General features: G+C 41.9%; 18 protein-coding genes. 16 read left to right on the top strand and 2 right to left on the bottom strand.

The features are described from left to right. Positions 1 to 25: 25 nt before the first annotated feature. The 9 genes from acpP (at position 26) to PHAL_RS0105565 (ending at position 8,025) form a co-directional block, all read left to right on the top strand. Positions 26 to 262 carry an acyl carrier protein gene (acpP, locus tag PHAL_RS0105605; protein ID WP_016707440.1) on the top strand — a complete coding sequence of 79 codons (237 nt, stop codon included), beginning with the start codon at positions 26 to 28 and terminating at the stop codon, positions 260 to 262. A 112-nt stretch (positions 263 to 374) separates the two neighbouring features. Continuing rightward, a complete protein-coding gene (gene fabF, locus PHAL_RS0105600) occupies positions 375 to 1,613 on the top strand; it encodes a beta-ketoacyl-ACP synthase II (RefSeq protein WP_016707439.1) in 1,239 nt (412 codons plus the stop codon). A 74-nt stretch (positions 1,614 to 1,687) separates the two neighbouring features. Then, positions 1,688 to 2,491, top strand: coding sequence for an aminodeoxychorismate lyase (pabC, locus tag PHAL_RS0105595; RefSeq protein ID WP_016707438.1), 804 nt, complete (start codon positions 1,688 to 1,690; stop codon positions 2,489 to 2,491). Next, the gene (mltG, locus tag PHAL_RS0105590; protein ID WP_016707437.1) at positions 2,485 to 3,480 is read left to right on the top strand and encodes an endolytic transglycosylase MltG; all 996 of its coding nucleotides are present in this window, start codon (positions 2,485 to 2,487) and stop codon (positions 3,478 to 3,480) included. The genes pabC and mltG overlap by 7 nt, the downstream gene beginning before the upstream one ends. 30 nt (positions 3,481 to 3,510) lie before the next feature. Beyond that, positions 3,511 to 4,140, top strand: coding sequence for a dTMP kinase (gene tmk, locus PHAL_RS0105585; RefSeq protein ID WP_016707436.1), 630 nt, complete (start codon positions 3,511 to 3,513; stop codon positions 4,138 to 4,140). A gap of 1 nt (position 4,141) precedes the next feature. After that, positions 4,142 to 5,038, top strand: a complete 897-nt coding sequence (gene holB / locus PHAL_RS0105580) for a DNA polymerase III subunit delta' (protein ID WP_016707435.1) — start codon at positions 4,142 to 4,144, stop codon at positions 5,036 to 5,038. 8 nt (positions 5,039 to 5,046) lie between these two features. Continuing rightward, positions 5,047 to 5,373, top strand: coding sequence for a PilZ domain-containing protein (locus tag PHAL_RS0105575; RefSeq protein WP_016707434.1), 327 nt, complete (start codon positions 5,047 to 5,049; stop codon positions 5,371 to 5,373). Between the two features lie 11 nt (positions 5,374 to 5,384). Next, entirely contained in the window at positions 5,385 to 6,164 is a 780-nt protein-coding gene (locus PHAL_RS0105570; RefSeq protein ID WP_016707433.1) for a TatD family hydrolase, read from the top strand. A gap of 7 nt (positions 6,165 to 6,171) precedes the next feature. Beyond that, entirely contained in the window at positions 6,172 to 8,025 is a 1,854-nt protein-coding gene (locus PHAL_RS0105565; protein ID WP_016707432.1) for a hypothetical protein, read from the top strand. A 15-nt stretch (positions 8,026 to 8,040) separates the two neighbouring features. On the opposite strand, the gene PHAL_RS0105560 is transcribed toward PHAL_RS0105565, so the two are convergent. Next, positions 8,041 to 8,859: a polysaccharide deacetylase family protein gene (locus tag PHAL_RS0105560; protein ID WP_029216038.1), complete on the bottom strand. Its 819-nt coding sequence runs from the start codon at positions 8,857 to 8,859 to the stop codon at positions 8,041 to 8,043. Between the two features lie 374 nt (positions 8,860 to 9,233). Continuing rightward, positions 9,234 to 10,670 (bottom strand): 16S rRNA (cytosine(1407)-C(5))-methyltransferase RsmF, encoded by a 1,437-nt coding sequence (gene rsmF, locus PHAL_RS0105555; RefSeq protein ID WP_016707430.1) that lies wholly within the window; start codon positions 10,668 to 10,670, stop codon positions 9,234 to 9,236. Positions 10,671 to 10,935: 265 nt separating this feature from the next. Between rsmF and PHAL_RS0105550 the strand changes: the two genes are divergently transcribed. From PHAL_RS0105550 to PHAL_RS0105520, 7 genes are all read left to right on the top strand, one after another. Next, positions 10,936 to 11,637 carry a GntR family transcriptional regulator gene (locus tag PHAL_RS0105550; protein WP_016707429.1) on the top strand — a complete coding sequence of 234 codons (702 nt, stop codon included), beginning with the start codon at positions 10,936 to 10,938 and terminating at the stop codon, positions 11,635 to 11,637. A gap of 79 nt (positions 11,638 to 11,716) precedes the next feature. Continuing rightward, entirely contained in the window at positions 11,717 to 12,589 is an 873-nt protein-coding gene (gene prpB / locus PHAL_RS0105545; RefSeq protein WP_016707428.1) for a methylisocitrate lyase, read from the top strand. A gap of 35 nt (positions 12,590 to 12,624) precedes the next feature. Further along, positions 12,625 to 13,749, top strand: a complete 1,125-nt coding sequence (gene prpC / locus PHAL_RS0105540) for a bifunctional 2-methylcitrate synthase/citrate synthase (RefSeq protein WP_016707427.1) — start codon at positions 12,625 to 12,627, stop codon at positions 13,747 to 13,749. A 132-nt stretch (positions 13,750 to 13,881) separates the two neighbouring features. Further along, positions 13,882 to 16,488: a Fe/S-dependent 2-methylisocitrate dehydratase AcnD gene (gene acnD / locus PHAL_RS0105535; protein ID WP_016707426.1), complete on the top strand. Its 2,607-nt coding sequence runs from the start codon at positions 13,882 to 13,884 to the stop codon at positions 16,486 to 16,488. Between the two features lie 9 nt (positions 16,489 to 16,497). After that, positions 16,498 to 17,673: a 2-methylaconitate cis-trans isomerase PrpF gene (gene prpF, locus PHAL_RS0105530; protein WP_016707425.1), complete on the top strand. Its 1,176-nt coding sequence runs from the start codon at positions 16,498 to 16,500 to the stop codon at positions 17,671 to 17,673. A 421-nt stretch (positions 17,674 to 18,094) separates the two neighbouring features. After that, positions 18,095 to 21,196 (top strand): hypothetical protein, encoded by a 3,102-nt coding sequence (locus PHAL_RS0105525; protein WP_016707424.1) that lies wholly within the window; start codon positions 18,095 to 18,097, stop codon positions 21,194 to 21,196. A 59-nt stretch (positions 21,197 to 21,255) separates the two neighbouring features. Continuing rightward, positions 21,256 to 22,347, top strand: a complete 1,092-nt coding sequence (locus PHAL_RS0105520) for a hypothetical protein (protein ID WP_016707423.1) — start codon at positions 21,256 to 21,258, stop codon at positions 22,345 to 22,347. Positions 22,348 to 22,354 lie beyond the last annotated feature (7 nt).

The following is a 22,354-nucleotide window of genomic DNA, read 5'->3' as shown; positions in this document are numbered from 1 at the left end:
GGCGTTTTTAATAAAGGAAAGAAGAATGAGCGACATCCAAGAACGCGTAAAGAAAATCATCATTGAGCAACTAGGTGTTAAAGAAGAAGAAGTAAAGCATGAAGCTTCTTTCGTTGATGACTTAGGCGCAGATTCACTTGATACTGTTGAATTAGTAATGGCTCTTGAAGAAGAGTTTGACACTGAGATCCCAGATGAAGAAGCTGAAAAGATCACTACAGTACAAGCTGCAATCGATTACGTAACAGCTCACGCTGAGTAATCAATCGCAAATTAAGGGCAGCATTCGCTGCCCTTAATCTATCCATAATATGATACTAATTAATTTAGTACACACCCACCTAAAATAATAATTCCCTTATTGGAGGCAACCCGTGGCTAAACGTCGAGTCGTCGTAACTGGCTTAGGAATGTTGACACCGCTAGGTAACGATGTTGAATCAACCTGGCAAGGCTTGTTAAATGGCAAAAGTGGTATTCAAACTATCACACATTTCGATACTTCAAGTTTTGGCACCAAATTCGCAGGCTTGCTGAATGATTTTGATGCATCTAACTATATGTCACCTAAAGATGCTAAAAAAATGGATTTGTTTATCCAATATGGCATAGCAGCGGGTGTGCAGGCACTACAAGATTCTGGCCTTGAGATCACAGAGCAAAACGCACAACGTGTGGGTGTTGCTGTAGGGTCAGGCATTGGTGGTTTAACACTAATTGAAGAAAACCACATCAAATTATTAAACAGTGGCCCACGTAAGCTTTCTCCTTTTTACGTGCCGTCGACCATTATCAATATGATCTCAGGTCATTTATCGATTATGCACGGTCTTCGTGGTCCAAATATTTCAATTGTGACAGCGTGTACTACTGGCTTACATAATATCGGCCATGCGGCGCGTATGATTGCCTATGGTGATGCCGATGCTATGGTAGCGGGTGGTGCAGAGAAAGCATCGACTCCGATTGGTATGGGTGGTTTTAATGCTGCGCGTGCGCTGTCTACTCGTAATGATGACCCACAAGCGGCTTCTCGTCCATGGGATAAAGACCGTGACGGTTTTGTACTTGCAGATGGTGCGGGTGTTATCGTACTTGAAGAATATGAACACGCAAAAGCCCGCGATGCTAAAATCTACGCAGAGCTAGTAGGCTTTGGTATGAGTGGCGATGCATATCACATGACATCACCACCAGAAGACGGTGCAGGTGCAGCCCTTGCGATGGAAAATGCATTAAATGATGCTGGCGTAAATGCAGATCAAGTGGGCTATATCAACGCGCACGGCACGTCGACTAACGCAGGTGATAAAGCTGAGACCTCCGCGGTTAAATCAATCTTTGGCAGTGCTGCAAAAGATGTGATGGTGAGCTCATCTAAATCTATGATGGGCCATTTACTCGGTGCTGCAGGCTCGGTTGAATCCATTATTACTATTTTGTCATTACAAGAGCAAAAAGTAACACCAACAATTAACCTTGATAACCCTGACGAAGGCTGTGATCTAGATTATGTTCCGCATACAGCTCGTGATGCAAAACTAGACTACGCATTATGTAACTCGTTTGGTTTTGGCGGTACTAATGGCTCGTTGCTATTTAAAAAGGTATAATCTTTTTTAACAACGAGACAAAATAAGAGCCCAGTTGTAACTGGGCTTTTTTATATGCAAAAAAATAACAACCAATGCAAAAAATAATATTTACAGATGCAACAAGCACAGTGAGTAATAAAGACCGCGGCCTAAATTATGGCGATGGGTTTTTTACTACCGCAAAAGTGCATAATTGTGAAGTTGAACATTGGCCATTGCACTGTGCGCGCCTTGAAGAGTGTGCTGCACGATTGGGTTTCGATGCGCTTGATATCGCCGCGCTAACGCAGGCTGTTAACAGTTATATTCAAAGTGTGCCGCTAGGTGTATTAAAAATAGTTGTTACCCGAGGTGAAGGTGGGCGAGGGTATGCATTACCTGAGCAGCCACAAACCACTATTTTGTTGTCGCAATTAGCGTTTCCTGTACATTATGAACAACAAGCGCAGCAAGGGATTAAACTTGCAGTAAGCCCTATAAAGCTTGCTTCACAACCATTACTTGCGGGTTTAAAAACCTTAAACCGATTAGAGCAAGTGATGATCAAACGCGCGATGGATGCACAAGTATGTGATGATGTTTTAGTCTGTGATTATCACAACAATGTGATTGAAGCTTCTGCTGCGAATATATTTGCTATTCACAATGGCCGCGTTGTTAGCCCACAATTACAAAACTGTGGTATCAAAGGGGTTTATCTGCAATCACTGTGTGATAAGTTAGAGATTGAATTTATTGATATTACATTGCCTGAGTTACTGCAAATGGATGCGGTGTACTTGTGTAACAGTTTAATGGCCATCGTTCCTGTTATTGCTATTGCGGATACTGGCTTTGATTTAACGACTAGTTTAAAACTACTGCATGGTTTGTTAGCCAAGGAGTCTGCGTGTTAAGAGTGATTATCTCTATTGTGTTGTTGGCATTGTTGGTCACGGGTATTGGCTATCAGCAATTACAAAGCACTATCAATAGTACATTAACTGTGCCTGCTAATACCTTATTTGAAGTTAAAAAAGGTACTGGGTTTAATCAGCTATGCCAACAGTGGCAAGCTAAAAAATGGCTTGAGAGTTGTCTTCGTTATCAAATACTCGCCAAGCTGGATCCAACACTTACCGATTTAAAAGCAGGCCTATACCAACTTGATGAAAGCACCGTAGTGGATAATATTCGTCGAATAAATCAAGGTCAGCAAGTAAGCTTTAGTTTTACAATTATTGAAGGGCAAATGCTGCGGGATGTATTGGCAAAGATTGCAGTAGCTCCTCACCTACAGCAAGATTTAAAAGCAAACGAACTGGGTTTGCAAATCACTGGCAATGAACAGCATCTAGAAGGGTGGTTGTTTCCGGAAACCTACCATTATCATGCAAATGACACGGCCAGTAGCGTGTTAAGGCGCGCTTATTTAAAAATGCAGACGGTACTTGATACTGCGTGGTTACAAAGAGCGGATAGCCTACCTTATGAAAACCAATACCAAGCGTTGATCTTAGCGTCAATTATTGAAAAAGAAACTGGTCTTGCTAGTGAGCGGCCATTGATTGCGTCAGTGTTTAATAATCGTTTAAACTCCAAAATGCGTTTGCAAACCGATCCTACGGTAATTTATGGTTTAGGTGTGGATTTTGATGGTGATATTAAGCGTAAAGATTTAACCACTTATACGCCGTATAACACATACAAAATAAATGGCTTACCGCCAACACCCATTGCCATGCCATCAAAAGCGGCAATTTTAGCGGCCGTTAACCCACCAGAATCTGAGTATGTGTACTTTGTAGCAAAGGGAGATGGCAGTCATCAGTTTTCTAAAACGTTAAAAGAGCACAATAAAGCCGTGCAAGATTATTTACGTTATCAAAAACAGTTAGCGAACTAGCTTTAAAATTTACAACAAAAAAGAGAGATCATGACAGCAGCAAAATTTATTGTGATTGAAGGCCTTGAAGGTGCTGGAAAATCAACGGCAATTGCTATTTGCCAACAGTTTTTAGCTCAACACAATATTGACTTTGTTAATGTGCGAGAGCCTGGCGGCACCCCGATTGCTGAGGCGCTGCGCACTATAGTGAAAGACAATCACGATGAAGAGATTGCCAGTGAAACTGAGTTATTGCTAATGTATGCAGCTCGATCACAGTTATTACATAATGTTATTCGCCCAGCGCTTGCAAAAGGCCAATGGGTGTTAGGGGATCGTCACGACCTTTCGTCACAAGCTTATCAAGGTGGCGGTCGAGAAATTGCAACAAGCACTTTAGCTTCGCTTGGCGATATTGTGCTACAAGGCTTAAAGCCAGATCTTACTATTTATTTAGACATCGACCCTGCCGTGGGGCTTGCCCGTGCCAAAGGCCGTGGTGAGCTAGATAGAATTGAGCAGCAAGCTCTGAGCTTTTTTGAACGTACCCGAGCGCGCTATTTAGAACTTGCCAATAGTGATGAACGCATTAAAACAATTAATGCCGCGCAGAGTATGGAGCTAGTTCATCAAGATATCGTTACGGTGCTTGAGCAATTTGTAAAAAGTAATCCATAGCATGATTTATCCTTGGCTTAACGATGTTCATCAGCAGCTTACCGCCAGTTTTAATGCTGGGCGTTTTCATCATGGGCAGTTGTTTAATGGCCAGCAAGGTGTTGGTAAGCACGCCTTAGTTGAGGGGTTAGCCAATGCTTTATTGTGTAGCGCGCCGCAAAATCTAGTCGCGTGTGGACATTGTAAAAGCTGTCACTTAAACCAAGCAGTGACTCATCCAGATAAATATACAGTGCAAACCGATGGGCAAAGTATTGGTGTTGACGATATACGCAGCGTGAGTGATTTTATGCAGCAATCAGCAGCGCAAAATGCCAATAAAGTGGTGGTGATCAATGATTGCCACAAAATGACCACAGCTGCTGCAAATGCACTGTTAAAAACCTTAGAAGAGCCAAGTCCTCAGCGATTTTTATTGCTAACCACCAATGCGACAGCACAATTGCCTGCGACAATTTTAAGCCGTTGTGCGCTCAGTGAAGTTAAAGTTCATAATACTGAAGTGGCAATGCAGTGGATCGCACAATTAAACGTCCCTGCGTATCCATGGTTAAAATTGTTTACTCAGCAACCATTGCTGGTCGCGCGCTGGCAGCAGGATGAACAGCTTGAAGTGATTGATCAACTTTATAAATTTGCAACTGAGTTAAAACAAGGCCATAATTTCAGTGCGTTAGTTGATATTATTAGTAAAGATAACGAACGTATTCGTGTATTTAGTTTATTTTTAAGCGAGCAATTAAAACAACAACTGATCACTGGAATGGACTTTGACTCGTACCAAAATGCACAAAACGCCTTGGCGGAGTTTGTGCAAAACAGTACCCAGATACTCGGATTGAATTTGCCATTAGCAGTTTCGCGTTTAGCGTATCGTTTACGTAACAGCCATAAATAGGATTGATTGTGCAAGAATTATTAGTCGATATAGATGATTTAGACGAGTTATACCGCTGTTATATGCCGTATTTAAAAACAGGTGGTTTATTTGTGCGCACTAATATGCGTTATGAAATGGGCCATTCTTTAGCACTTAAAGTTACCTTACCTGATGCACTAGAGGATGATGTGATAACTGGCAAAGTTGCATGGATCACACCGCAAGGTGCACAAAGCTCAAATCCACCGGGAATTGGGATTAGTTTTATCGATGATAAAACAAACCTGAATGCGAAGATCGAAAAACTACTAGGGACTATGTTAAACTCTGGTAATCCAACTTATACCATGTAGTAAGCAGTACCGTGATTGTAGATTCTCATTGCCATTTAGACCGCCTCGATTTTGATAAACTCGATTTAAACTTAGACCAAGTACTTGATAACGCAAGAGCAAAACAAGTAGAGCACTTTTTATGTGTAAGCGTAACGCTTGATCAATTTCCTAGCATGCTGGAAAAAATTCAAGGTTACCATGATGTATCTGCGTCGTGCGGTGTTCATCCCCTTGATCAAAAAGACGCATTAGATAAGCAGCGTTTAATCGATTTAGCGAGCCACGATAAAGTGGTGGCCATTGGTGAAACTGGCCTTGATTACTATTACGCAAAAGACACACATGCCGTGCAACAAGCCAGCTTTGTCGGTCATATTGAAGTGGCGAATGAATTACAAAAACCGCTGATCATTCATACCCGTGATGCCCGCGAAGATACCATTAATTTAATGCGTGAACATAACGCTGAAAACTGTGGTGGGGTATTACACTGTTTTACAGAAGATTGGGATATGGCGAAAAAAGCCATCGATTTAGGGTTTTATATTTCGATTTCAGGTATCGTGACATTTAAAAATGCCGTGGAACTTAAAGACGTCGTTAAGCAAATCCCTCTTGATCGCTTGTTAATTGAAACCGATTCTCCGTATTTAGCGCCGGTGCCTTATCGTGGTAAAACCAATCAGCCAGCCTATGTCCAGGATGTGGCATATTACATTGCAGATTTAAAAGGTATTAGTTACAAAGAGCTGGCCGAGGCAACCACTGCTAACTTTTATTCATTATTTAATTTAGTAGATAAAGGTTAATTCGTTGATGAGCACAGCATCACTCCCTGAGTTATTAATGGGGCCTATGGTGCGCCGTGCTGATGCTAAAGGGGTGTGTTTTCAATTTGCCACTAGCACCCCTTCACAATACCGTATTGAACTGGATAATGTTGACACGTACAGTGAACATCACAGTATTGCGCTGGGCAAGCAACTGTTTTTGCATTTCATCGTATTAAAATCAATTAATGCAGACTTACCTACCGACGTATTACTTGGTTATCGCCTTTTTAACGACGAGCAACAAATAGATCTCAGTGATTTTTGTTATGATGGCAAAGCCACTCCAGAGTTTGTGATCCCACAAACACTTGAGCAAATATTTCATGGCTCGTGCCGTAATCCGCATCACCCAGCCCAAGATAGCCTCGTTGCCGCACAACGATGGCAAGCTCAGCAGCGCACACAAGGTAAAGCCGGTGCTGATATTTTATTGCTATCGGGTGATCAGGTGTATGCCGATGATGTTGCCGGCGCCATGTTAATCGCAATCTACCGGTTAATTGAGTTATTGGGTATTTATAAAGAGCAACCATTGGATATTGCATTGCCAGCGCAACTTTCAGAGCAGCTGTATCAACGTCATCTATTTTTGCCTAAAGTGCCGTGGCAACAACGTAGTAAAATTGGCGTGGGTTATTGGTTAAAAAAAGATGAGCCGCACTTTTCTAGTTTAAAAGCCGCTAATCATTTAGTTTCTTTTGAAGAGTTTATTGCGCTGTACTTGCTTAATTTTAGTCCTGTTGTGTGGTCGTTACTTGATTTAGAGTCAATTAGTTATCAAGCTAAAACAGCTAAGTGCCAACAACTTTTCGATAATGAAAAACAGGCGTTAGCTGAGTTTAGTCAAGGACTACACGAGGTACAGCGATTATTTGCTAATGTTTCAACCCTTATGATGTTTGATGATCATGATGTCACCGATGATTGGAATTTAACTGCAGGTTGGGAGCAAGTGATTTATCAGCACCCAGTGAGCCGCCGTATTGTTAATAATGGTTTGATCAGTTATTGGCTAATGCAAGGTTTTGGCAATGATGCTGGAATGAAAACAGGGGCATTAATCGATGAGTTTAAAACCAGTTTAAGCAAGCAAAAGCAATGGCAATTCAAGGCGTTCGATAAAACAATATTAGAGTTTAACCATTGGCATTATGAACTTAATACGGTACCAAAAGTGGTGGTGCTTGATACTCGTACTCACCGCTGGCGTAATGAGCAAAACTTTAATGAGCCCTCCGGATTACTTGATTGGGAGCGCCTTACAGAACTTGAAAATAGTTTATTAACGCATGAGCAAGTAATTATAGTCTCGCCTGCGCCAGTGTTTGGGGTGAAATCAATAGAAGCTATTCAAGCGTTATTTAATATGTGTGGACAGCCTTTATTGGTTGATGTAGAAAACTGGATGGCCCATGAAGGCTCAGCAAAAAAATTACTCGATACTTTCCGTCGCGATGATACCCCCAAAGAAACACTGATTTTATCAGGAGATGTACATTACTCGTTTTGCTTTTCCGTGCAAAAGCGCTTTGGCAAGCACCCAAACCGCATTTGGCAACTCACTGCCAGTGGTATTAAAAATGAGTTTCCCCGAAAATTAATCAATATACTCGATAAGCTCGACTCGATTTTATACGCCCCGAAAAGCCCGCTTAACTTTTTTACTAAGCGTTGGCACATGGAAGTTGATAAACATCAAACCAAGGGGGATGGCCAAAAATATTTAGTGAGCGATGCAGCGATCAGTTTGATAGAGCTCAAACAAGGTAAGCTGGCGCGCTATCAACTGATCCATGCAGATAGCCGCACCACCGAATTTGATTTAAACGATAATTAAGCGGCTTAATCTCATCTACTTTTCACGTTGGGTTTTAACGTAATCACCCACGTTACTGACCGTATCAAGCCAGTAGCCATTGTCAGGGTCTTGTAAATACACAAGCAACTGCTCGAGCACTTTAGCATCTGTGGTGTATTGATCGCCTTTGCCAATTTCATGGCCAGCCAAAATAAGCCATGCGTTATTTTCGCGAAGTTGTTCCAACATAGTGATGATTTCAGCAAAACTCAACCCGTCAATGCGAAGCCCCGTAAGCTGTGCAAAATCGGTAAAATTTGGATTGTTAGCTGACTCATCTAACCAAGTACGGCCACTATCAAAATGTTTTGCAATAATTGGCACATAACTTTTGGTATTAACGCCACGGCCAACAAAGGTGTTACCGCAAGGATAGGCGAAAGCGCGTGGCGTAACGCCGAGTTGCTCTTTTATGTATGCTTGCGCGCTGAGAATATCATTTTCAAGCCAAGCTAGAGTGGTTTCTTCCAGTGACAAATTTTGCTTTCGTAACCATTCAAAATTCCCAGTACAGACATGACTACTAGTATGGTTCCCAATTTCATGGCCTGATTTTACCGCATCTTGCCATTTAGTTAGGCGCTCTTTGGCGTTGAAAGGAGATACATAAAAAGTGGCTTTGGCTTGGTGTTTGTTTAATATTGCCGTGCCGATATCAACTTGACTGTGGCGGGCATCATCAAACGTAATGCTGATGGCATTTTGTGCTTTACCTGGATACTGGAAACCGAGGTAGAGATCAGATTCTACTGCAAAGCTTGATTGGCTGGTTAATAGTGCAGCCATTGTTATTATTGATAGTCGTTTTAACATGGTCGATCATCGTTATTTTTTATTCATTATAGAAACAACAAATTACAGTAAAAGCAATCGATTATCAAAAAATTAACACGGTTGCTATGATTTGGGTATAGATAATAACGCGGAGCAAAAAAATGCCCAGAACGAATCCGCATTGTTCTGGGCTTAGGGGATGGCTCTAGTGAGCCTGCGCTAACTTTAAAAACACCTTCTAAATTTCGTTAAGGGAGAAGTAGAAAGTATTATTAAGTGTAGTTAACATACGTAAAAAAACCCAATAAATGATGAAATTTTATACTACTTATAAAACAACTATTTGCATAAAAAACAACCGTTGAGTATGAAATTTATCCATTACTTGTTGTCAGCTTATGCACAGCTTATTCTCACCAGCTTATTAATTGATTGTTTTGTACCAGATCACGTGGCAGTGAGTTCTTAATTTTATTTTTTTGCCATTTCCCAAGCCCGATAGGGCAACCACACAAGGTTAAAACGACTTCACCTAGGGTATTAGTGGGCTTATCTAAGCGAATATCTTTGCCTTGAAAATAATCACTTGCTTGCTGATCGCTTAACGCGAAGGTATTACTTTTACATTGAGTGCCAAATACAGTGGCAAATTCATGATTTAGACGTACGCCATTTTTATGGATCATACCAAGGTGAATACCTAGGCGTGCATACTTTATTTTATTTTCAATGGCAGAAAATTCCTCTGGAAACAACCACAGCTCTTTATCCCGTTGCATTAATGAACCGCTTAGTGTTGTAATGCCAAATTGCTTTTTTAATTCAGCGTAAAAAGCTTGGCTGGGTTTTTTGTCAAACGATTGAAATGGAAATGCGCCTTTTTTTACTTTTTGATTCGGGTTGTCAGTGCTGGCAAGCTTTTTAAACTTAGCAATAAAAAAACCTTCGCTGTCAAATGTTTGTGGCCAAACATGCAAATAGCCCTCAGCTGTTGTCGCGCATTCAGCACCTGAAAATAAAGTATCTAAGGGTTCGATAGTTAGCTGGTTAGGAAACTCATTTAACAGATATTCACACACCTGTTGGTTTTCAAGCGGTGTGAGGGTGCAAGTTGAATAGACTAATGTCCCCCCGGGCTTTAAAGCGTAGAAGGCACTTTTGATTAAATCTTTTTGTACTTTGGCAATATCAATATTCGACTCAATCGACCAATTTTTTAACGCATCTGCGTCTTTGCGCACAGTGCCTTCACCAGAGCATGGCGCGTCGAGTAAAATACTGTCAAAGCACTCAAACATATAATCACCAAAAATCACCCCATCAAAATGTGACAGGGCGCAATTACCCACCCCCATGCGTTTTAAAGTAGCGCTGAGTACTTTTAAACGAGATGACGATAATTCATTCGCCACTAATACGCCTTGGTTATCCATTAATGCCGCAAGCTGTGAGGTTTTAGAGCCTGGCGCTGAGGCCATATCGAGTACATGCTGTGCTTCTGAGAGTGATTCTTTCAGTGCCATAGGTGGCAACATGGAGCTGGCTTCTTGCACATATATAGCGCCACTTAGGTGGAGATCGGTATTACCCAGTGCCAGCGCGTGTTCTTCATCTATAGGTCGCTCTAGCCAAAAACCTTCTTCACACCAAGGCACAGGTGTTAACAGCCAACCTTTTTGTTCCGCAATACGTTTAAATTGGGCAACAGACATCTTCAAGGTATTAACGCGAATTGATTTACGCAAGGGCCTTCGACAAGCACTGAGAAAATCATCAAGCTTTAAATGTTCAGGTAAATAGGTCTTTACGTCATCAATAAAGTGCTGGGGAATATATGTATTGGCGTCCAAGACTAGGCTCACAGTGAAGAAATAAAACCGTATATTAGCATTTTTATACCTCAAGAGCAGCGCCTTAATAGAGATTTTACAAAGCTTGGCGTGTCGACACTTTACCTTGCTTGATGCTTAAATGAGCAGTTAGACCATTATAAACTATACTTATGTCGACAATAATGGGGTTTTTATGTTTTTTATACTGATTTAGACTTGACTCTGTTCTAATGAACTCCCATAGTGTCAATATAAATTGTCGACAATCTTAAAGAAGGGCTCAATGACCCAAGATGCTTTTAGCGAAACACTTATTACCACAGCTTCAGATCAAGTGTTTGTAGATATGCGCCGTGAGATAGTAGAAGGCAGCATTGAACAAGGCAGTAAAATATCAGAGCCAGAGCTTGCAAAGCGTTATGGAGTAAGTCGTGCGACATTGCGCGAAGCGTTAAATCGGCTTGAGAGTTGTTATTTAGTTGAGCGTAAAGCCAATGTAGGGTGTCGGGTTGTTGCCCTGACTGCTGAGCGGTTAATAGAAGTTTATCAAGTACGCAGCGCCCTTGAAGGCTTAGCGTGTCGCTTAGCTGCCGACAATATGGCACCTGATGAAGTGCAAAGCTTAAAGCAATTGCTTAACCAACATTTACAAACGCAACGAGTAAAAGAAGGTGAATCTTACTATCAAGAGGCTGGGGATTTAGATTTTCACTATCGCATTATCAAAGCCAGTAAGAACGAGCACCTCATTCATTTATTAAGTAATGGTTTGTACCAGCTAATTCGCATGTATCGGGTGCAAATGGGCATGGTCGGCCCTCGGGTATCAAAAGCGTTTGATGAGCATTTAGCGATTATTAATGCAATTGAAAATCATGATAGTGAACTAGCCGAGCTGCTAATGAAGCGGCATATCAGTGCCTCACAAGCTAATATTCAAGCAAAATTCAATTTGCTAGCTACGCAAAAGAAGGTTGCGCAGTAATTAAAGACAGTAAAAGTGTCATAGTTAAAATTTAAAAATAGAGTCTGCCTCGAGCAGCTACCGTTCAAAGGAGACAGCAATGTCAGCAGGATCAAAGTTCAAACAGGCGATTGCCAATAACCAGCCATTGCAAGTGGTGGGGACTATCAACGCATATACTGCGATGATGGCCGAAAAAATGGGTCATCAAGCAATTTACTTATCTGGAGCAGGTGTGGCAAATGCCTCATACGGTATGCCAGATTTAGGTATGACCAGTCTTGATAATGTACTTGAAGATATTCGCCGCATTACCGGTGCCAGCGAGCTTCCGTTATTAGTTGATGCCGATACCGGTTGGGGTGGGGCGTTTAATATCGCTCGTACCGTAAAAGAGATGACCAAAGCAGGAGCGGCTGGTTTTCATATTGAAGATCAAGTGGCGCAAAAGCGTTGTGGTCATCGCCCAAATAAAGAGATCGTCTCACAAGCGGAAATGGTTGACCGCATTAAAGCGGCGGTTGATGCCAAAACTGACAGTGACTTTTACATTATGGCCCGTACTGATGCGTTTCAAAAAGAAGGCTTGAATGCAGCAATTGACCGTGCCGCGGCCTGTGTTGAAGCTGGCGCTGATGCAATTTTTGCTGAGGCTGTTCACGACCTTGCGGATTATCAAGCCTTTACTAATGCGCTAAATGTGCCTATTTTGGCTAATATCACTGAGTTTGGTCAAACGCCAATCTATACAAAAGAGCAGTTATCCGATGTGGGTGTGCAAATGGTGTTATACCCATTAAGTGCATTTAGAGCGATGAATAAAGCGGCACTAAACGTATACAGTGCTATTTTGAATGAAGGCTCACAACAAAGCCAAATTGACAACATGCAAACACGTGCTGAACTGTACGACTTTTTAGACTACCACACGTATGAAAACACCCTTGATAGTCTTTTTTCAGCAAATAAATAATTCCAATTAGAAGAACAACATTTAGGAGAACACACATGGTCGATAAAGCATTAGGTGGCGCAGGTTTACGTGGTCAAGTAGCAGGTCAAACAGCATTATGTACAGTAGGGCAAACAGGTTCTGGTTTAACTTATTGTGGTTATGATATTAGCGAGCTTGCAGAAAAAGCGCAGTTTGAAGAAGTGTCATTTTTACTCTCTCGGGGTGAATTACCAACCGCAACAGAGCTTGCTAATTATAAAGCTAAATTAAAAAGTTTACGTGGTTTGCCTACAGCACTTAAAACTGTGCTTGAGAATATTCCAAAAGATGCACATCCAATGGATGTGATGCGTACCGGTTGCTCTATGTTGGGTAACCTTGAAATGGAACATGATTTTAGCCAAGCAAATGATGCCATTGATCGTATGATTGCGCTATTCCCTAGTATTATTTGTTATTGGTATCGCTTCACTCATGATGGCGTGCGCATTGAAACGCAAACTGATGATGATTCAGTGGGCGCGCACTTTTTAACTTTGCTACATGATAAAGCGCCGTCTGAATTATTTGCGCAAGTGATGAATGTGTCACTGATTTTATATGCAGAGCATGAGTTTAATGCCTCTACCTTTACTGGTCGTGTGTGTGCGTCAACCTTGTCTGATATCCACTCCTGTGTAACCGGTGCAATTGGTACTTTACGTGGGCCATTACATGGCGGCGCCAATGAAGCCGCCATGGATATGATAGAAGGTTTTAAAGATGCTGATCACGCCGAGCAAGAAATTATGGGCATGCTTGAGCGTAAAGACAAAATTATGGGCTTTGGTCATGCTATTTACCGTGAATCAGATCCACGTAATGTGATCATCAAAAAATGGTCTGAAAAGTTAGCTGCAGAAGTGGGTGACGATGTACTTTATCCTGTGTCCGTGCGCTGTGAAGAGGTAATGTGGCGTGAGAAAAAGTTATTTTGTAATGCTGACTTTTTCCATGCTTCTGCCTATCACTTTATGGGGATCCCAACGAAATTATTTACTCCTATCTTTGTGATGAGCCGTGTTACCGGTTGGACTGCACATGTAAAAGAGCAACGTGCTAATAATCGTATTATTCGTCCAAGTGCAGATTATACAGGGCCAGAAGCACGTAGCTATACGCCGATTGAATCACGTTAAGACATTGGGTGGGCGCATATGATATGAGCCCACCTTTTTTGCACATAGCCTTGAGCTGACAGTTTTTCTCGAACTTTCCTTAAACACGCTACCTGTGTGCAGCCACCGTCACCCAATTTAGCGAGTCTTACCATGACCATTATTAATAACACTCAATATCGAAAACCGTTACCAAATAGCAATGTTGATTACTTTGACACGCAAGCCGCAGTGGATGCTATTAAACCGGGCGCATACGCAACATTGCCTTATACATCCCGTGTTTTAGCAGAGAACTTAGTGCGTCGCTGCGAGCCATCTATGTTAGATGATGCACTGAAACAGATTATAGAGCGCAAGCAGGACTTAGATTTTCCATGGTACCCAGCAAGGGTCGTCTGCCATGATATTTTGGGCCAAACTGCGTTAGTTGATTTAGCTGGCCTGCGCGATGCCATTGCCGCAAAAGGCGGCGATCCGGCCAAAGTAAATCCAGTAGTGCCAACCCAACTAATTGTTGATCATTCATTAGCCGTAGAGCACGCCGGTTTTGATCCTGATGCCTTTGCAAAAAACCGTGCCATTGAAGATAGACGTAACGACGACCGTTTCCATTTTATTAATTGGACTAAAACCGCCTTTAAAAATATTGATGTGATCCCGCCAGGTAACGGCATTATGCATCAAATCAACCTTGAAAAAATGTCGCCGGTGATCCAAAACCGCGATGGCATTGCCTTCCCAGATACTTTAGTGGGTACTGACAGTCACACGCCGCATGTTGATGCGCTAGGGGTGATTGCCGTTGGTGTTGGCGGTTTGGAAGCAGAAAGTGTCATGCTTGGCCGCGCATCATTTATGCGCTTACCTGACATTGTTGGGGTAGAGCTCACTGGCAAACGTCAACCAGGTATTACCGCCACAGATATCGTGCTTGCGATCACTGAGTTTTTACGTGAGCAACGTGTTGTTTCGACCTATTTAGAGTTTTACGGCGAAGGCGCTGATGCGCTTACATTAGGCGATCGAGCAACAATTTCAAATATGACCCCAGAGTTTGGCGCCACGGCTGCGATGTTTTATATCGACCAAATGACCATTGACTATTTACGCCTGACAGGGCGTGATGAAGAGCAAATAGCGCTGGTTGAGAACTATGCTAAAACCACCGGTCTGTGGAGCGATAGTTTAAAAACAGCCCAGTATGATCGCGTATTGAAATTTGATTTATCAAGTGTAGGGCGCAATATTGCAGGGCCTTCTAACCCACATCGTCGTGTGGCAACCGCTGATTTAGCGGCAACGGGTATTTCTGGTGTGGTTGAGAACGAACACGGTTTAATGCCTGATGGCGCGTGTATTATCGCAGCCATTACCAGTTGCACTAACACCAGTAACCCGCGTAATGTGATCGCCGCAGGCTTAATTGCCCGCAATGCTAACGCTAAGGGATTAACGCGCAAGCCATGGGTTAAAACCTCTTTAGCGCCAGGTTCAAAGGCTGTGCAATCGTATCTTGAAGATGCCAAGTTATTACCTGAGCTGGAACAGCTTGGTTTTGGGATTGTCGGCTTTGCATGCACCACTTGTAATGGCATGAGCGGCGCGCTCGATCCAGTTATTCAACAAGAGGTCATCAGCCGTGATTTATACGCAACAGCGGTTTTATCTGGTAATCGTAATTTTGATGGCCGCATTCACCCTTATGCTAAACAAGCGTTTTTAGCATCGCCCCCTTTGGTTGTTGCCTATGCCATAGCGGGCACGATCCGTTTTGATATAGAAAAAGACATACTGGGTAAAGATCAGCAAGGCAATGACGTGACCTTAAAAGACATTTGGCCGTCGGATGAAGAAATTGATGCGGTTATTAAGCAAAGCGTAAAACCCGAGCAGTTTAAAAAAGTGTACGAGCCGATGTTTAATCTAACTGTAGATTACGGGGAAGATAACGATCCACTTTACGATTGGCGCCCGCAAAGTACGTATATTCGTCGCCCTCCTTATTGGGAAGGGGCGCTTGCTGGTGAGCGCACCATGAAAGGCATGCGTGCGCTTGCAGTACTTGGCGATAACATAACAACCGATCATTTATCTCCATCAAACGCGATTATGGCAAGTAGCGCTGCGGGTGAATACTTAACCCACATGGGTGTGCCAGAAGAAGACTTTAACTCATATGCAACCCACCGCGGCGATCATTTAACCGCACAACGGGCAACCTTTGCTAATCCGAAATTACTCAATGAAATGGTTATGGAAAACGGTGAAGTTAAACAAGGCTCTTATGCACGTATTGAACCTGAAGGTACAGTTACGCGAATGTGGGAAGCAATTGAAACCTATATGCAGCGTAAACAACCGTTAATTATTATTGCTGGTGCAGATTACGGTCAAGGTTCATCTCGAGACTGGGCGGCCAAAGGCGTACGTTTAGCAGGTGTTGAAGTCATTGCTGCGGAAGGGTTTGAACGTATCCACCGTACAAATTTAATTGGCATGGGAGTTTTACCCCTTGAGTTTAAAGCGGGCACAACACGTAAAACATTAAAACTCGATGGCAGTGAAAGCTATGACGTAGCAGGGGAACTCACCCCAGGTGGAAGTGTTAATTTAATTATCACTCGCGTAGATGGCGAAGTACTTACAGTGCCAACAAAATGCCGTATAGATACTCAAGAAGAGCTATCTATTTATGCTGCAGGCGGTGTTTTACAACGCTTTGCACAAGATTTTTTAGAAGCCACGCAAAGCGCATAAGGAACAGTTATGACATTTAAACCACAAATTAAAGTGCCGGCAACCTATATGCGCGGCGGCACCAGTAAAGGGGTGTTTTTTAATTTAACTGATTTGCCAGAGGCCGCACAAGTGGCAGGCTCAGCGCGGGATGACTTGTTACTTCGGGTAATTGGCAGTCCAGATCCGTATGGTAAACAAACGGACGGTATGGGCGGCGCCACATCAAGCACCAGCAAAACGGTCATTTTAAGTAAAAGTGACCAGCCTGAGCACGATGTAGATTACTTATTCGGCCAAGTGGCCATTGATAAACCTTTTGTAGATTTCAGCGGTAACTGCGGTAATTTAACCTCAGCAGTGGGAGCTTTTGCAATTAGCAATGGCCTTGTTGATAGTACGCGCATTCCAAAAAATGGTATTGCTATCGTAAGAGTGTGGCAAGCGAATATTAAAAAAAGCATTTTAGTGCATGTGCCTATAAGTAATGGTGAAGTGCAAGAAACGGGTGATTTTGAACTTGATGGTGTGACATTTCCCGCCGCAGAAGTAAAACTTGAGTTTATGGATCCTGCCGATGGTGATGGCGCGTTATTTCCTACCGGTAATCTGGTTGATGAACTTGAAGTCCCTGAATTTGGCGTACTAAAGGCGACCATGATCAATGCAGGTATTCCGACCATATTTGTTAATGCACAAGATATTGGCTATACCGGGACAGAGTTGCAAGATGATATAAACAATGATCCGCAGGCTTTGGCTAAACTTGAATCTATCCGTGCCCATGGGTCGGTGAAAATGGGGTTGATCAAGCATATTAGTGAAGCCGCTGCTCGTCAGCATACACCTAAAGTGGCGTTTGTGAACAAAGCCAAGACTTATGTTGCCTCAAGTGGGAAAGAAATTCACCACGATACTATTGATTTAGTCGTGCGCGCAATGTCAATGGGCAAGCTGCATCATGCCATGATGGGGACTGCAGCCGTGGCAATTGGTGCGGCGGCTGCAATAAATGGCACGTTAGTGAATGCGGCCGCTGGTGGTGGTCAAATCAATGAAGTGAACTTTGGTCACCCTTCAGGCACTTTAAAAGTTGGCGCTAAAGCTGAGTTAATTGAAGGTAATTGGCAAGTAACAAAAGCCAGCATGAGCCGAAGCGCACGGGTACTTATGGAAGGGGTTGTTCGGGTGCCAGCGGTTAATTAAGCGATAAATAAATTAGAAAGTGGCTGTCAAGCCACTTTTGTCCCTATCTTTGTGTGAAAAAATGTAAACGGTTTTGTATGTATTTGTATCAACCGGTTAACAATTCACTGATCTGTCTGCTCATTCTACACCCGAATAATTCAAACTTAATCCCTAACTATTTGTTTGTTAAGTGTTTTATTTTCATTCGTGACGATGTGATGCATTTATCTCGTTAAACTTACCTGCGGATAATTAAAATTACATTTTTCCATTTATTGTCATATATTGGTGGTAAGTTGATAACATGTAATAACAAATGTAGTTTACTAGGTGGTTTTGATACAGACTGATACATAATTTTAACTTAAATGACTGTTGATAATAATGTAGGCTACGTTTTAGTAATGATACTTGCTAACAAGCACTCAAGGAGATTTTCATGGCGAAAAGAATAATAAAGTTTACCCCAATTGCGGCTTCGGTTGCATTGACACTCGGCTTAACTGGTTGTGGTTCAGATAATGATAATAATAAATACACACCTGATCCAGTTACTGTCTATAAAGGAGAGGTAAGTACTGACTTCAATACTCAAATATCAGGCAAAGCCGTTAAAGGTTCGTTGAAAAATGCAGTCGTGTCAGTGTCAACGTTAAATGATGCTGGTGAATCTGTACCGGTTGCATTTCGTTTAGAAGCCACAACCGATGCCACTTATTCTGCTGAGTCGACGACTTCACAAGCAGATGCAGATGCTAAAGCACTCGCAATGCTAACTGCTGAGAATCCAGCAGATGCTATGACCTCAGCCTCAGGCGGGTATAGCATTTATCTTGAAGACGATTTTACAGGGCCACTTTATATTACGGTTAGCACTTCTAAAGAAGGTGATGACAGTATGGTGAAGTGCGATTCATTCACAGGGTGTGGTGATTATGATAGTGCCCCTGAAATGTCTGATGTGGCAGGTATGGTTAACAATGGCGATAGTAGCATTGATTTCGGCGAGTGGTATAAAGACGATCTTGAGTTACAAGTTGTTAAGTTTATCAAAGCACCAACAACAGCGGCTGCTAGCAATTTGCGTGGGCCAAGTTTTGCTGATGGAGATGGCACAGGTGTTAAGCACTACTTTGCCAATGTGACTCTTTACACCAGTATTGCTGCAAAAATGCTGTTAGATGGAGCTAAAGATGGCTCAGCAGTCTCAGATGAAGCAATTGCCGCAGCAAGCTTAAAAACACTTGTACAAATATTAGGTGAGGATGCTGCGATAAAAGTAGCGGCGTTAACGGGTGATATTTCACTTGGTGGTGCAGTCGATTTTAGCGATTTAGGTGAAGGCGACTCCCTGGATACTGCAACAATGTTGTTAGTGCAAACGGCGGTTTCATTACAGTTCATTTCAGGTTCTGGCACTAATGGCTCTTTAGCTGAAATTATCAGTAATCTATCAGCAGCAGTTCAGGACGGTACACTCACTGACAGTGATGATGAAATAATTAAAAATATTGCAACTGAACTTACTAAAGCTGTAGAGAATACAAGCCTTATTTTTGCTGCGATTATTACCGGCGAAGGTATTAATGAAGCATTTGCACAAGTTGCAGAGAACCTTGGTATTGCTGATGATCCTGAAGCAATAGCTAAATTAAAAGAAAAAGCAACTAAGGCTGTTGAAGAACTTAAAAAGCAAGCTGAAGATGCTGGTATTGACGAAGATTTAGGCGAAGTTGCAAAAGAGGTAGTTGACACTTTAGTTCCATGTGAGACAGATTGTGACGGTGACGGTGACGGTGACGGTGACGGTGACGGCGAGGATCTTGAAGCTAAATTAGCGGCAGAGCTAAATGCACAAATAGTTACTTTTAATAATGCACTTGTACAAAATAATGAAACGATATCTATCGGTGTAGATAAAGTGGCTAGGGTTAAAGCGTTAGGTGACTTAGGTCTAGACACCACTGATCAAGTACTTACTTATAGTGAAAATGTATTTGCTCTTGCGGGTACAAAGGCGGCCTTAACCACATTAAAAACTGAACTAGCTACTGCGACAGTAACTGCACAAGCAATTGTTGCTTCTGCCGCTGCGCTAAATGATGAAGATTACAGTCAACTTAAGAGCGATGCTGCAGCGTTACAAACAGCTATTCAAACACAAGTTGATGCAGTAAATACACTTATTACAGGTATTGAAGCTGAAGAAACTCGCTCAGATGAGGCGGTTGCTGCTTTAGGTTTAGCTATTGAAGTGGCGAAGAATAATGTAACTACCGCGACAGAGGAGTTAGTTTCTGCAAAAGATGCAGTGTCTGTAACGCAGTCTAGCTTAGAAGTCGCTTTAATTGCAGTTGAAGCTGCTATGGTAGACACGAAAGAAAATGCTGAGCTTGCATTAAACTCTGCAGAAGAGGCCATCACAGCTGCAAATATGGCTGTTGCAAGTGCAGAAACGTTAACACTTGCTGCCAATCAAGCAACATTAGCTGCAAACGCGTTGCTAGCTATCGCTTCTGAACAAGCAGATAAAGACTTAGCAAATAACTTACTGACTTCTGCAACAGATAATACCAACTTTGCTGAAACTGTAACCACAGAAGCAGCAAGCGCTTTAAATACAGCTGCTACTCTAAAAGCAAGCGCGCAATCAACGATTGAAAAATATGAGCTATTAGTTGAGGTTAAAGCTGGCACTTCAACGGTTGAAAATGCAACATTAGTAACGAAGACTGGTGGTCAAGCATTATTTGATACAGCAGAAATTATTTATGATGTACTGACAGAAGCTTGGGATCTAGGCGAGGAAGGTACAGATGTTGTTTCTACTCGTTACCCAGATTGGACATACAGTTTTGATAAAAACGAATTAGTATTGGATCTTGTTAATACCCAAACAAATGAAATGATCACTGTCAGTGGCTCGGCTAACAATAAAGCGCTTGTATTTGCGTTTGGTGGCATGATTGAAACTGTTGATGGTGCGAAAGTTCACATTGAAACTTTAGCTGATATGGAGCTTGCATTAGATAACTGTGTTGAAGCTAATAATGGCCAAATAAACAAAGATGCGTCTGACTCATGTTTAGTCATTAACTTTGAAGATAAAATCACAGCGGACACTGCAATTGACGGTAAAGTGCTATCGGTAGACGGTTGGAGTCGTGTAGAAATTGTTGACGGTGATTCTGGTTTTATTGGTACATTGAGCATCACGGGTGCAGATATTACTGAGCTTGCGACAATTACAGCAAAAGGGGTTACCAGCGAAGTTGACTTTACAGCTAATTTATCACTAAATTGGGCTAACGAAGACGACATTTATGCTGTCGATGTAGAGCTGCATAACGGCACTGGTTACAAGTTGTCATTAATGGCTGAAGAAGGCGAAGACTTCATGGGTAGCGTAGATGCTAATTTTGCAGGTGCTATGATGAAATTTGGTACTGTTACAGAAATTACCAATGGTATTTCTGTTGAATATATCGATGGTGAAGTTATCGAATATACAGATATTACTTTCTTAGATTCATCTAAGTAACGTAAAAATAAGAGGGAGAGGATCACTCTCCCTCTTAAATAATAACAAGTGAAAAAAGTATGAAAAAAAAAATTCTCACGGTAGGATTGTCCACATTATTAATAACCCCAGCTATTCACGCACAAGACCAATTTCAGATCTTTACCACGTTTGACTCCGAAGTTTATACTGAAGCACAGCCTGTAACTGCATTTATTGATGACTTTGATGCGCCACTTACATCAGGGGATAGCGCATTTACTTATAATATATTTGAGCTAGGCGTTGGTTACGGTAATTTTAAGCTCGGGTTTCAAAGTCGCTTTGACTATGTTTTAAATTTTGATCCTGATACTGCTTTATATCTGCATACTGAAAAAAATGATTTGCCTTTTGAAGATAGGCATTACACCTATGATTTAGATGGTAAGCAAGCAACCAGTAATGGGGTGTTTTTCTCTTATGATTTTAAATTTTTACAATCAGATGCGTTGACCATAACACCGAAATTAAGTGTTTTTGCCAGTACACACTATCAGGACGCTAATGTGAAAGGACAAGTATTCAGTGATGAAATCCAAGGAGCATTAACGGTTGATTATTACTTCTCAAAAGACATCTTATTTAAACGATTTACCCCAGATGAAAACCCATCGGGGTTAGGCTACAGCCTTGATCTCGCAGCACAATGGAAAGTAAATCAAGATCTAATTTTCGGTGTACTCGCACAAGATTTATTTTACGAAGCAGAGTATGAGCAAAGTGGTTTCGTGACAGGTTACACCACTGAAGTACCGTTTACCGAAAATGACGCAGGGGATATCGTCACAGAGCCTACAATTCGTTTAGCAACCTCCGAATATGGTAATGAAGTCACGCATAAGTTCGACATGCCAGTACGAATTAAAGTCTATGCGGATTATCGTATCAATGATTTATTCTCAACAGAGCTGATGGTGAAGCGGTTTGATCAAGATACCTTTTCACAATTAAAAGGACGCATGCACTTTTGGGACCATTGGGCGATGATCGGTGGTTATGAAACAAATAGCGAAGCCTTTTTGCTTGGTATCGAAAATGATTATTTTGGCTTAAATATACAAACCGATAATATTGATATCGATAAAGCCTATTATGCCAATGTGAATTGGTATGTGAAGTTAGCGTTTTAAGGACTTG

This window comes from Pseudoalteromonas haloplanktis ATCC 14393 (genome assembly GCF_000238355.1).
GTDB lineage: Bacteria > Pseudomonadota > Gammaproteobacteria > Enterobacterales > Alteromonadaceae > Pseudoalteromonas > Pseudoalteromonas haloplanktis.
The sequence above is the reverse complement of the archived record's forward strand: the minus strand, read 5'-3'. Positions and strand labels throughout refer to the sequence as shown.

What these genes read in the sequence shown, in the direction of transcription:
- acpP (WP_016707440.1), top strand. Translation starts at nt 26, where the DNA reads ATGAGCGACATCCAAGAACGCGTAAAGAAAATCATCATTGAGCAACTA.
- pabC (WP_016707438.1), top strand. Translation starts at nt 1,688, where the DNA reads ATGCAAAAAATAATATTTACAGATGCAACAAGCACAGTGAGTAATAAA.
- tmk (WP_016707436.1), top strand. Translation starts at nt 3,511, where the DNA reads ATGACAGCAGCAAAATTTATTGTGATTGAAGGCCTTGAAGGTGCTGGA.
- holB (WP_016707435.1), top strand. Translation starts at nt 4,142, where the DNA reads ATGATTTATCCTTGGCTTAACGATGTTCATCAGCAGCTTACCGCCAGT.
- PHAL_RS0105565 (WP_016707432.1), top strand. Translation starts at nt 6,172, where the DNA reads ATGAGCACAGCATCACTCCCTGAGTTATTAATGGGGCCTATGGTGCGC.
- PHAL_RS0105560 (WP_029216038.1), bottom strand. Translation starts at nt 8,859, where the DNA reads ATGTTAAAACGACTATCAATAATAACAATGGCTGCACTATTAACCAGC.
- PHAL_RS0105550 (WP_016707429.1), top strand. Translation starts at nt 10,936, where the DNA reads ATGACCCAAGATGCTTTTAGCGAAACACTTATTACCACAGCTTCAGAT.
- prpB (WP_016707428.1), top strand. Translation starts at nt 11,717, where the DNA reads ATGTCAGCAGGATCAAAGTTCAAACAGGCGATTGCCAATAACCAGCCA.
- prpC (WP_016707427.1), top strand. Translation starts at nt 12,625, where the DNA reads ATGGTCGATAAAGCATTAGGTGGCGCAGGTTTACGTGGTCAAGTAGCA.
- acnD (WP_016707426.1), top strand. Translation starts at nt 13,882, where the DNA reads ATGACCATTATTAATAACACTCAATATCGAAAACCGTTACCAAATAGC.
- prpF (WP_016707425.1), top strand. Translation starts at nt 16,498, where the DNA reads ATGACATTTAAACCACAAATTAAAGTGCCGGCAACCTATATGCGCGGC.
- PHAL_RS0105525 (WP_016707424.1), top strand. Translation starts at nt 18,095, where the DNA reads ATGGCGAAAAGAATAATAAAGTTTACCCCAATTGCGGCTTCGGTTGCA.
- PHAL_RS0105520 (WP_016707423.1), top strand. Translation starts at nt 21,256, where the DNA reads ATGAAAAAAAAAATTCTCACGGTAGGATTGTCCACATTATTAATAACC.